The organism is Streptomyces sp. NBC_01669, assembly GCF_026339735.1.
Classification (GTDB): Bacteria; Actinomycetota; Actinomycetes; order Streptomycetales; family Streptomycetaceae; genus Streptomyces; species Streptomyces yanii.
Genome location: NZ_JAPEQG010000001.1, coordinates 8161838 through 8173678, shown reverse-complemented (window position 1 = coordinate 8173678; position 11841 = coordinate 8161838). Strand labels below are relative to the sequence as shown.

The 11841-nt window shown below is 71.5% G+C and carries 8 protein-coding genes; 1 reads left to right on the top strand and 7 read right to left on the bottom strand.

What is annotated here, in order from left to right; genetic code table 11:
* Nucleotides 1-101: 101 nt before the first annotated feature.
* The 7 genes from OG972_RS36660 to eccD all read right to left on the bottom strand — a co-directional run bounded on the left by OG972_RS36660 (nt 102) and on the right by eccD (nt 7708).
* Nucleotides 102-617, bottom strand: coding sequence for a YbaB/EbfC family nucleoid-associated protein (locus tag OG972_RS36660; RefSeq protein ID WP_266988849.1), 516 nt, complete (start codon nt 615-617; stop codon nt 102-104).
* Nucleotides 617-3292 carry an AAWKG family protein gene (locus OG972_RS36655; protein WP_266988847.1) on the bottom strand — a complete coding sequence of 892 codons (2676 nt, stop codon included), beginning with the start codon at nt 3290-3292 and terminating at the stop codon, nt 617-619. The genes OG972_RS36660 and OG972_RS36655 overlap by 1 nt, the downstream gene beginning before the upstream one ends.
* Nucleotides 3293-3358: 66 nt before the next feature.
* Nucleotides 3359-3829, bottom strand: a complete 471-nt coding sequence (locus tag OG972_RS36650) for a type VII secretion system-associated protein (protein ID WP_266988845.1) — start codon at nt 3827-3829, stop codon at nt 3359-3361.
* Between the two features lie 29 nt (nt 3830-3858).
* The gene (locus tag OG972_RS36645; protein ID WP_266988843.1) at nt 3859-4182 is read right to left on the bottom strand and encodes a WXG100 family type VII secretion target; all 324 of its coding nucleotides are present in this window, start codon (nt 4180-4182) and stop codon (nt 3859-3861) included.
* A 102-nt stretch (nt 4183-4284) separates the two neighbouring features.
* Nucleotides 4285-4629, bottom strand: coding sequence for a WXG100 family type VII secretion target (locus OG972_RS36640; protein ID WP_266988841.1), 345 nt, complete (start codon nt 4627-4629; stop codon nt 4285-4287).
* Nucleotides 4630-4740: 111 nt separating this feature from the next.
* Nucleotides 4741-6246, bottom strand: coding sequence for a type VII secretion protein EccB (gene eccB, locus OG972_RS36635; protein ID WP_266988839.1), 1506 nt, complete (start codon nt 6244-6246; stop codon nt 4741-4743).
* A gap of 73 nt (nt 6247-6319) precedes the next feature.
* The gene (gene eccD, locus OG972_RS36630) at nt 6320-7708 is read right to left on the bottom strand and encodes a type VII secretion integral membrane protein EccD (protein ID WP_266988837.1); all 1389 of its coding nucleotides are present in this window, start codon (nt 7706-7708) and stop codon (nt 6320-6322) included.
* A 165-nt stretch (nt 7709-7873) separates the two neighbouring features.
* Here eccD and eccCa point away from each other — a divergent pair, with 165 nt between their 5' ends.
* Nucleotides 7874-11833: a type VII secretion protein EccCa gene (gene eccCa, locus OG972_RS36625; protein ID WP_266988835.1), complete on the top strand. Its 3960-nt coding sequence runs from the start codon at nt 7874-7876 to the stop codon at nt 11831-11833.
* Nucleotides 11834-11841 lie beyond the last annotated feature (8 nt).

The following is an 11841-nucleotide window of genomic DNA, read 5'->3' as shown; positions in this document are numbered from 1 at the left end:
GCCTACTCCCGGTGTCGCGCGGTGGTGCGGGAATTCTGCGCCCGGAAATGCCCGGGCGCCTGCGTCAGTTGACGTACATGTTGATCACGGATGACGGCCGCTCAGTCGTTCGGGTCGCCCTCCACCTCGTCGTAGAGCGCACGGCCCCGCCCCCGTCGCCGGCCGGACGCGCCGTCGGCCGGCCGCTCGGGCTCGGGGGGCGCCGCCGGGCCGAGGAACTGCCCGATCAGGGCCCCCCAGTCGGCCGTCGTGCCCGGGATGCCGGGCAGATCGGGCATGCCCGGCATGGAGTTGAGGGCGTTCACGCTCTCCGTGAGCGGTTTGACCGCGTCGGCCACGTCCCGGGAGGCGAGGGAGCGCGCCTTGTTGAAGGCCTCCATGACGGAGGCCGCCAGCTGCGGGGCGGCCATGCTCTTGTAGCGGCTCTCCAGGAAACGGACGGCCGTCACCTCGCCGGTGCCCGCGACGGTCACCTCGACGCTGCGGTCCTTGGAGGTGGCCGAGAGCCGCATGCCGCGGACCTGCTCCTGGGCCTGGGCGGCCGCGCGCTCCGAGGCCTCCAGATCCGCGACCGCCATGGCGAGGCGTTCTTCGATCGAGTGGTGCGGCGAGCCCATCAGCCCTCTCCTGTCATGAATGCGTTGCGCTTCGCGCCGGTGGTGCTGGGCTCCTCCCGGCCGAGGACGGCCGGGTTGCCCTCGTCTTCGGTGCCCCAGACGTCCTCTTCCTCGGCCAGCCAGTTGGCCCGCTCGCGGTCGGAGCTCTGGGTCTGCTGGCCGCCCTGCTGGCCGCCGGGTGGGGGCATGTACGGGGGCGTGCCCCCGGTGCCCTGGCCGCCGGGGCCCTGGGCCATACGGTTGGGAGAGCCCGCGGGGTCGCCGACGAACTCGCGGACCCGGTCACCACCGCCCAGGGCGCCACCCGCGCCGCCCATACCGCCGGCTCCCATGCCGGGGGGCATCATGGGCGGGGCCCCGGTCGCGGGGTTGCCGCCCGGCACGCCACCGAGGGCGTTGGGGTCGCTGCCGAGGGCGTCCGCGCCGTAGGCGGGGAAGTCGGTGGACAGGTCGTAGCCCGCCTCCTCGTAGCTGGGCGGGTTCGCGAGGAGCGAGTTCCCGCCGCCGCCACCGTACGTACCGCCACTTCCTCCCGGTACTCCGCCGCCCGCTCCGGACACCCCGGGGAGGTCGAAACCGGGGCTGTTGAGGCCGGGGAGCTGCGGGGTGGTCAGGGGGAGGTCGGGGCACCCCCCCAGCGGCTTGCCGTCCGGGCCCAGGTACGAGGTGTTGCCGTCGGGATCGGTCAGGGTGACGACCCCGCCCGGGTGCAGCACGCGCTTGGTGCCGTCGGGCTTGACGGTCGTGGTGGTCCCGTCGGGCTTGGCGGTGACCTTCGTACCGTCGGGCTTCTCCGTCAGGATGGTGCCGTCGGGGCTGCGGGTGACCTTCGTACCGTCCGGGCTGGTGGTGAGGACACTGCCGTCGGGCAGGACGGTCCGGGTACTGCCGTCGGGGAAGGCGACCGGCGTACCGGAGCCATCCCGGTTCTGGAGGGTGGGCGGCTTGGATCCGAGGAGCGTGGAGTTCGGCAGACCGGGAATGATGGGGCTGCCGTCGGGGTTTGTGCCGCCGGGGAGCTCGCTGCCGGGGAGGCCAGAGCCGGGGAGACCCGATCCAGGCGGGCCCGCGAGGTTGACGTTCGGGGCGGGCACCCGGGTGGTCGTGTTCGGGTTGCCGCTGCCGCCGGGACCTCCTGAACCGGTGATGCCCGGTATACCGCCGGGAACCCCGCCCGGCACGTTCAGGCCGGAGCCGTTGTTCAGCCCGCCGCCAGAGCCGTTACCGCCGGGGTTGTTGAGATCGGGAGGGGGCGCGTTCTTGAGGAACTCCTTCGGGTCGGGAATCCCGCCGTCCTTCCCGCCCGTACCGTCCTTCCCCCCGGTTCCGTCGGCCCCGTTGCCGCCCTTGTCGTTCAGGTCGTTGAGCTTGGGGGGCGGCGGGATCTTCGTCTCGTTGTTGCCGCCCTTGCCGTCGTCGCCGCCCTTGCCGTCCTTGCCGCCCTTGCCGTCGTCCCCGCCGAGGCCCAGCTTCCGCAGGATGTCTTCCCAACTCTGGTCGGAGCCGTCGCCGCCCTTGCCGTCCTTGCCGTCCTTGGCGTCGCTGCCGATCGGCGAGGTGTTCCTCGTCACCAGCGGGTTGGTCAGGACGGCGGTGGCGTCGACGAAGGCGTTGTTCACTTCGCTGAGTTCCCTGTTGCCCGCCGGCAGCAGCATCGACTCGACGGCGTCGTTCCAGAGCTTGATCGCCAGCTTGCCGATGTTGCCCCAGCTGTCGATCTGGGTGAGATCCCCCCAAGTGGGGTGGTTCTGCTGGAAGGAGGGGCCGGCGAGCACGTCGTAGCCGTCATTGCCGCTCTGGTCAAGCAACACTTGGCTGATGTTGTTCGCCTGGATCCAGAGGGCGACGTCGTAGATCAGGTTCGACAACGCCAGCATCGGGTTGGACACCGGGTTCGCGCCCCACTGGTACCAGGCCATGACCAGGTCGTAAGCCGACTGGTGGACCGCGTTCGCCGCACCGATGAGGGAATCGCCCTGCTTGGTGAGGGAAGCGCCCCGCCCGTTCACCGGCAGCAGGGCGTAGTTCTTGGCCGAGAAACCGGGCGGGAGGAGCTGTTCCTTGTAACCCTTGTAGTTCTCCTCCATCCGCCTGATCAGGGCGGCGAACGCGTCGGCGGCCGTTCCCTTCATGTCCGCGTCCTTGTGCCCGAGGGAGTCGGCCCACTGCTTGAGGACGGCCTCCTCGTCATTGAAGTACTGGAAGGTGCGGTCGTAGGCGCCGGCGACGTCGGAGAACGACCGCAGGTTTACGGCGTTCTGCGGTTCGATCACGAGACCGCCGTAGGAACGGCCCTGCGTGGAGAAGGGGTTGTTCACGATCCCGTTGAGCATGTTCAACGGGCCGAAGATGTATTGGTCGAGCGGGGTGCCCGGCTGGGCAGGGCGCTCGGACGGGTTCCACAGGAAGTCGATCGTGATCTTCTTGAGTTCGGCGTAGCCGCGTGGGCCTATTGGACCCGTGTAGTAGGCGAGTACGTACGAGTGGCCCTCCACGTTGGGGCCGACGGTCGACAGTTTGTCCACTACGGCGAAATCGCCGAGCGTTTCGACCTTCACGTTCATCAACGGCGTCTTGTCGTCGGTACCGTTGAGATGCTCGAAAAGGGTCGAGCGGTCGGGCATCGGATAGCCCGTCAGCAGCTGGACCGCCGAGGCCCACAGGTCGGCAGGCATGGATACCCTCCGCTCTTCCTTCTGGTGCGGTCCGGTCGCTGAAGGCGCCGGTCTTGGTCCGGTCGCTCAGGTGCCGGTCTTGGTCGGGTCGGTCGACGTTTTGGTCGGGTCGTTCGTGGGGCTGCCGGCCGACTTGATCGTGTTGAGGAACTCCTGCGCCTTGATGTCGTCGAGAGTCCCCCCCTGCTTCTTGAGGAACTCCTCCACCATCTTGAGGAGGGTGTCCTTGATCTCCTGCGACAGGTTCGTCATGTTCTGGAGCATCGTGTCGATGCTCTGTGTGAACTTGAGCGTGGTGCTGTTGAGGGTCGATCCGTGCACCGTGTCCCCGCCCGACATCAGCCCTATCGCCAGCGGCTTCGTGAGCGAGAAGGTGTCCGGGTTGGTGTAGCCCCGGGCGATGTTGCGGGGCGAGAGGGCGGTGCCCGAGTCCTTGCCGAGCTCTTCGATCACGGCGAGGAACTCGGTGAGCGGCCCGTTGATGAAGGCGTTGATCGCCGGGGTGTCGAGCTTGGTGAGCTGCGCCTGAGTGGGCACCGGGATGCTCCCTGGGTCCGGAGGGGTGGTCAGTAGACCTGGAGGTTGCCCCAGTCCTGGGCCAGGCCGCGGTCGAGGACGCCGTAGCCCTCCGCGATCTCGCTGAGCAGCTTGCCGCTGCCGGCGACGGCCTGCGCCGCGTGGTCGACGTAGCCGTGCCACTCGACGAACTTGTCGTTGAAGGCACCCTTGTCCATACCGATGCAGCTGTCGGCCCACTGGGCGATGGCCTGCTGGAGGTTGTTCAGGACGGTGTCGATCGCCTCGCTCGCGTTGATGAGCTGGGCGGTCACACCATCGGTTGTGCCGTAGTGGATGTTGATGGATCCGTGGTCGTAACTGGCCTCGGGCACGAGGTCCTCCTTCTTCGTCTGCTTTCGCCTGCTGCTGGATGCGCTGCGGCGCGGCGGCGGGCCTTCAGGGTGTTTCCGGGTCCGCCGGGAGCTCCGGACGGATCAGCCCTTGAGGCCGGAGATGGCGTCCTGCATCCGCGTGATCTGGCTGGTGGTGGTGTCCTGGAGGTCCGACTGACGGCCGGAGTTCCTGATCATGGTCTCCTTGACGCCTTCCAGGCCCCGCTCGACCTTCATCACGTCGGCGTCCCACGAGGCCAGGAGGTCCTGGTACGCCTTGCCGTCTGCGCCGCCGTAGCCGCTCGGGCCGACCAGGTCGTTGGCGGAGGAGCGGACGATGCCCCGGATTCGGGTGATGTCGTCATGGGCGTTCTGCATCAGCTCGGCGATCTTGATGTTCGCCTCGCGTTCGGTTTTGTATCCTCCGCCGGGAATGCTGTCGGGCATCGGGACCACCCTTTCCGTGGTGAGTTCGTCCTGAGGTTCGAGTGTGTTTCCACCCGCGCCCCGGGCGGATCCGTCGCGTGACGTACCTGCCGCTCCGAACCTGGATTTACGTCAACTCCCCAGGGCCGGCGCCGGGGTTGTGGCGGCGCCCGGGCAGCTTCTGCGCGGGGCTCCGGCGTCCGCGGCGGGGGCCTTGGCGGCCGCTGCGGGGTCCAGGGTCGCGCCGGTCGGCAGGGTCATCAGCAGGGCCGACGGCAGACCGCGTACGTCGGCGGCCGTGTAGCCGAGCGCCTCCAGGGCCCCGCCCGAGGCGACCGGGTGGCGTACGCCCGAGTCGGTGACGAGGAAGACGGTGTCGCCCATCCGGGTGCCCGCGCTGCTGAGGGCCTGGATCAGGGCGCCCTTGCCTGGCGGCACCTCCACCCGGTCCACGGGCAGGCAGGCCGGGGCCACGTCCACGGCCGGCGGCTGCGCCACGTGGTCCTCGGCGACGGCGGCAGGGGCGAAGGAGACGCTGACCGCCAAGCCCGTGCCGTCGCTCGGCCGGACCACGGCGCAGGGCTCGGTGCCGGCGGGGATCGAAACCAGGCGGGGCGGCGAGGCCGGCAGGCCGGCGCCGGCCGGGCGGACCGTCGCGGGCGCCAGGTGGCCGCGGGCGGCCTCCGCCCCGAGCGGACGCGCGGCCGGGGTCTGTCGCTCGTACGCGACTTTGCGGGTGTCCGGGTCGCCGAGGACGAGGGCGGTCTCCGTCTCGGTCAGCGGGGTCAGCCCCTCGCGCAGAAGCAGGTGGAACTGGCTGGCGGCGCCCGGGACTTCCACCCTGAAGACCTGGCCGATGCGGGTCGGGCGCCCGTCGAGCGCGGGTCCGGCTTCCCCGCGGCCCGGTACGGCGGGCGCGGCGAGGTCGGCGGCGGCGGGGAGCGCGAAGAGGAAGGCCGCGGAAACGGGGTGGACCGGGGCCGATCCGTAACCGAGCGAGGTGACCGCGCCGGTGGCCTCGTCCAAGAGGTGACGCTCCCCTCCCAGGAGCACCGAGCGGCGCCCGTCGGGCCCCTGGACGAGGAGCCCCTGACCAGGGCCCAGCGGCCGCCCGTCCGCGGCGGCGCCGAGGGCGAGCCGCGTCCGTACGTCCACCTCCCCTGAAGTCTGTTTGGTCGTGGACGCACACACCTGCCAGGGCGAGGACAGCAGGGCGGCGCGGCCGGGGAGGTAGTCGGGGGCGCCGGGGATGCCCACGGGCGGGCCGTGCGGGGCGTCCTTCGTGGCCTTGCTGCTGACCGTCGCGGACTTCATGTCGCCGCCGAGCAGCAGGCGCGCGGAGGCGTAGTTGAGGACGGGGCGCAGCCGCCCCTGGGCGTACACGTACCGGTTTCCGGTGTCCTTCTCCAGCACCAGGGTGCCCTCCGCCCGCCAGCTGGTCGAGGCGCCCGGGGAGAAGAGGCCCCAGAGGGCCGAGACGAGGACCACTACCACGCCGATGGCCAGCCCGAAGGTCATACCGCGGTTGGTGCGCCCGCCGGGGGTTTCCAGGTGGTCCGGGTTGGCGCGGAGCATTCCGGAGGTGAGCCGGCCCATCTGGAAGAGATGGGCCTGTACCTGGTCGCGCCTTGACTGCACGTGGCCCTCCGGCCTGGTCGTCGGTGTTCGGGATGTCTGCGGCGGGTCGGGCGGGACGGCGGCGGACCGGGTGTCAGCCGGTCATCTCGCGTGCGAGGCCGTACACGCCCAGGACCCACAGGGCGAGGGGCAGCAGGGCGAGCGCCACCAGGGAGTGCAGGAGTTCCGCCGCGCGCCCCCAGTACGGCACCGTCCGTCGTCCGGGTACGGTCCAGATGGCGATGGTGAGGATGATGGCGAGCACCACCAGGACCGCGACCAGGCCGAGCCTGCCGCTGTCGCCGAGGGCCCGGGCCCAGGCCATGGCGAGGACGGCGACACCCCAGACACCGGGGGCGAGGATCGACACCCGCTGCCAGACGCTGCCGAGGTTGCGGCCGTGCAGGAGCAGGAGCACCGTCAGGGTGGTCGCGGTGACGGCCTCGGCGAGGCCGAAGTGGTCGGCGAGTACGGTGACGCAGATGGTGCAGACGAAGCCGGTCGCGGCGTAGAGGGCGGTCAGCCAGGCGTTCGCGGTCGCCGCGCGCCGGGCCACTTCCTCGCTCGGATGCGGTTCGATGGCCTCCTGGAGTTCCTCGGGTGAGGTGGGCAACGGCCGCATCTGCATGCCGGACATCCGGAAGGCGAGTGCGGGGACGAACCCGCCGAGGACCACGGCCCCGACGGCGACCACCGCGGCGACGTCGGGGGCCGGGAATCCGGTGGCGGCGATCAGCCCGCCGGCGGCGGTCGCGAAGGCGGCGACCACCCCGACGGAGAGAAAGACGGCTGCGGAGGCGCCCACCACGGACAGGGCGAGGACGGCGCCACCGGTCGCGGCGGCGCCACCGGAGAGCAGCCGGGGGCCGAGCAGGTCCGCGCCGGGCGGTCCGCCGGGCAGCAGCCAGCCGGCCAGGGCCAGGAAGGGGACGGCAGCGCAGCCCAGCATGACCGCGGTGAACGCGTCGCCGACGGCCCGGCTCGCCGTGCCCGCGCCGGCCAGGAGGAGTACGCCGCACAGCGCGGCGGTCAGACCCCGGTCGACGGGCGGCAGTCCGGGCATGGCAAGGACCAGGGCCACGGCGGCGAGGAGGGTGGCGGCGACGGCCCGGACGAAGGTGCGGCTGCTGGACTCGGTCCAGTCGCCGCCGAGGCGTCCCATCACGGTGGAGATCCCGTCGACGATGTCGTCGAAATGGGCCTCGGGCATGGCGTCGGCGGCCGACCGCAGGTAGAGGGTCTCGCCGTCGCGCACCTCGAGGGTGGACAGCGTGCCCTCCTCGTCAAGCGGCGCCTCGCCCAGACGCTGGAGCACCCAGCCCTGTCCCTCGACGGTGGTCTCCTCCGCCGCACTGCCGGCAAAGCTGAGCAGCGCCGGCAGCAGGTCGGACACGGGGATATCGGTCGGGGCTGCCAACTCGACTCTGCGATCCGGCAGTTGGATGGTCAGGCGGCTCAGCCCGGCGAGGGGACTCTCACTCATGGGCCGCACACTACGGGCGGATGAGCGCTCCGCCCTTCCGACGAATGACGCAATTCCCCGGCCCGGATGACGGTGTTCTCCCCGGGGCCGGCCGGGTGGACCGGGCCGCCGCCTAGGGTCTGAAACCCGTAGCGCCGCGCCGACGCGCAGACGAAGGAGCAGTCCGTGAGCGTGACCCTCTACCGCAGGCCGGCCCGCAGGCGCGGGCCGGAGATGCCGGACGGTGAGCTGAGCCTCCAGGAGCCGCCGGTCCTTGCCGAGGCCCAGCCGAACGCCGGTGGCATCTGGACGTTCCTGCCCATGGGCATGATGTCCATGTCGATGATGTTCGTGTTCCTGCGGCCGGGCGCGGGCGGCGTGTTCATGTACGTGGCGGTCGGCATGATGGCCACGGGCCTGGTGGCGATGCTGGTCGGTCAGGCCATGCAGCGTCGGGGCGAGCGCAAGTCGAAGATGAACGGGGAACGGCGCGACTACCTGCGTTATCTGTCGCAGGTCCGGCGCCGGGTGCGCCGGACCATCGTGGAGCAGGGCGAGGCCCTGGCCTGGCGCCATCCCGCACCGGGGGCACTGTGGTCGCTCGCGCGGTCCAGCCGGCTGTGGGAACGGCGGGTGAGCGACGAGGACTTCGCCGAGGTGCGGATCGCCCGTGGATCGCAGCGGCTGGGGCTGCGCCTGGCTCCGGTGACCACCCGCCCGGTGGAGGACCTGGAACCGCTGACGGCGCACGCGCTGCGCTGTTTCGTGGAGGCGTACGCGCAGATACCCGACCAGCCCATCGCCGTGTACCTGCGGGCGTGGTCGCGGGTGCTGGTGCGCGGGGAGCCGGAGGAGGCGCGGGCCTTCGCGCGGGCCGTGCTGGGGCAGTTGGCGACCCTGCACAGCCCCGACGACCTGTGGATCGCGCTGTGCGTCTCGGACGAGGTGAAAGAGGAATGGGACTGGGCGAAGTGGCTTCCGCACGCGCTGCACCCGCAGGCCACGGACGGCGCGGGGCCGACCCGGATGGCCGCCTCGGCGGTCGGTGAGCTGACCGACCTGATCGGCGCCGAGTTCGCCGAGCGCCCGCCCTTCGATCCGACGGCCTCGCCCACCCGGGACGAGCCCCTGGTGGTCGTGTTGATCGACGGGGGCAGTGTGTCCTCGGGTCACCGGTTTGACGGCGCCGGGTTCCGCAACTGCGTGGTCATCGACCTCTCGGAGGAACTGCGCTGGCGTCCGGGCCGCACCGTCCTGCGGCTGGAACTGACCGAGGGCCGTGTCGAGCTGGTCCGTACGGACAGCAACCGGCGTGAGCAGTCGACGGTGCTCGGCGTACCCGACGCGCTGGGGCCGAACGCGGCCCGGGCACTGGCCAAGGAGCTGGCGCCCTTCCGGGCGACGACGGGCGGGGAGTCGGCCGAGCCGCTGGCCTCCGACATCCAGCTGACCGGGCTGCTCGGCATCAACGACCTGCGCCGCCACGAGCCGGCCACCCTCTGGCAGCGGCGCAGTGCCCACCAGCACCTGCGGGTGCCGATCGCGCTGGCCGGCAACGGCGTAGCGGTGGAGCTGGACCTGAAGGAGTCGGCGCAGGGCGGGATGGGGCCGCACGGCATGCTCATCGGGGCGACCGGCTCCGGCAAGAGCGAGCTGCTGCGCACCCTCGTGCTCGGGCTGGCCCTGACCCATTCCTCGGAGCGGCTCAACTTCGTCCTCGTCGACTTCAAGGGCGGCGCGACCTTCCTGGGGCTCGACACCCTCCCCCACGTCTCCGCCGTCATCACCAACCTGTCCGACGAGGCCGCCCTCGTGGACCGTATGCAGGACGCCCTGCACGGTGAACTGATGCGCCGCCAGGAGCTGCTCAGGCAGGCCGGCAACTACGCCTCGGCCCTGGACTACGAACAGGCGCGGGCCGGCGGCGCACCGCTCGCCCCGCTGCCGAGCCTGGTGGTCGTGGTGGACGAGTTCAGTGAACTCCTCTCCGCGCACCGTGACTTCATGGACCTGTTCGTCATGATCGGCCGACTGGGCCGTTCGCTGGGCGTGCACCTGCTGCTCGCCTCCCAGCGGCTGGACGAGGGCCGGGTGCACCAGCTCGAAAGCCACCTGTCGTACCGGATCGGGCTGCGGACCTTCTCGGCGATGGAGAGCCGCGGCGTGCTGGGCGTGCCGGACGCCTATCTGCTGCCGCCCGAGCCGGGCAACGGCTACCTGAAGACCGGCGTGGAGGAGCTGACCCGGTTCCGCGCCGCGTACGTGTCCGGAACGTACCGGGGCCGGACGGGAGCCGTCTCCACCTCCCGGGTGGCCAACCAGATCGTGCCGTGGAGCACCACCTGGGTCGTCCCGCGGCAGCCGGTGGAGCCGACAGAGGAGGAGGCGGCGGCGGCGGCGCGGGCCGCGAGCGAGGAGGAGTCCGACTCGCTGCTGTCGGTGGCCGTGGGCCGGCTGGTCGGCTCCGGGCCGGCGGCCCACCAGGTGTGGCTGCCGCCGCTGGCCGCTTCCCCGCCGCTCGACATGCTGCTGCCGCCGCTGGAGCCGCACCACGAGCGCGGGCTGACCGCGGTGGAGGGGGAGCCGCGGCTGCGGGTCCCGGTCGGGGTGGTCGACCGGCCCTTCGAGCAGTTGCGGGACCTGCTCACCGTCGACCTGTCGGCGGCGGGCGGGCACGTGGGGGTCGCGGGCGGGCCGCAGAGCGGCAAGTCCACGATGCTGCGCACCCTGATCGCCTCGCTGTCGCTGACCCACACCCCGCGGGAAGTCCAGTTCTACTGCCTGGACTTCGGCGGCGGCACGCTCTCGGGGCTGGCCAAGCTCCCGCACGTGGGCGGGGTGACGGGCCGCCTTGACGAGGACCGGGTGGGGCGTACGGTCAGCGAGGTGAGCGTGCTGCTCAGCCGGCGCGAGCAGTTCTTCCTGGACCACGACATCGACACGGTCACCAGCTACCGGCGCCGCCGGGCGGCCGGGGAGTTCGACGACGAGCCCTTCGGCGACGTCTTCCTCGTCATCGACGGCTGGCCGACCGTGCGCCAGGACTTCGACCACCTCGTCGACGACATCAACAAGATCGCGCAGCGCGGGCTCAACTACGGGATCCACGTGCTCCTGTCGACCGCCCGCTGGATGGAGCTGACCCCCGTCCTGCGCGAGGCCATCGGCACCAAGATGGAGCTGCGCATGGGTGATCCGATGGACTCCGTCATCGACATGCGCAAGGCGGCGACCGTCCCCGCGAACGCGCCGGGCCGGGGACTCACCGCCCAGACCAAGCTCCACTACCTCACGGCGCTGCCGCGGATCGACGGCGCCGAGTCGGTGGACGACCTCGCCGACGGCGTCGCGGGCCTGGTGAGCGCTGTGGCGGACGGCTGGGCGGGGCGTCCCGGGGCGCCCGCGGTCCGCATGCTCCCCGCCCGCCTCGGGTACGGGCAACTGCCCGCGCCGCAGGGGCACCGGCTGCCGATCGGCATCGAGGAGAACGAACTCCAGCCCGTCCACCACGACTTCGAGGAGAGCCCGCACCTGGTGGTGGTCGGCGACACCGAGTGCGGGAAGACCAACCTGCTGCGGTCGCTGGCCCGGTCGATCGTCTCCCGGTACACCCCGGCGGAGGCGAAGATCCTGATCGCCGACTTCCGGCGCGAACTGGTCGAGGCGGTGCCGTCGGAGTACCGGCTGGGCCACGCCGTGTCGGGGGACGCGCTGCGCGAGTACGCCCAGGGCGTGGCCCAGGCCATGTCCGAACGGACCCCGGGCGAGGACATCCCGCCGGCCCGGATGCGGCTGTGCGACTGGTGGGAGGGGCCGCGACTGTTCGTCCTGGTGGACGACTACGAGATGGTCGGCAGCGGCTTCAACTCGCCGCTGGAATCCCTGCTCCCGCACGTCCCCCTCGGCTTCGAGGTGGGCCTGCACATGGTCGTGGCGAGGGCCTCGTCGGGCGCCGTGCGCGGCACCTCGGACAGTGTGGTCCGGACCCTGCTCGACGCGAACAGCACGGCGCTGATGATGTCCTGCCCGCCGAGCGAGGGGACCTTCATCGGGAACGTGAAGCCGAAGCTGCTGCCGCCGGGGCGTGCCATCCGGATCGCCAGGCGGCGCAGCCGGATGATCCAGACCGCGCTCCTGGAGGACTGAGCGGGCGC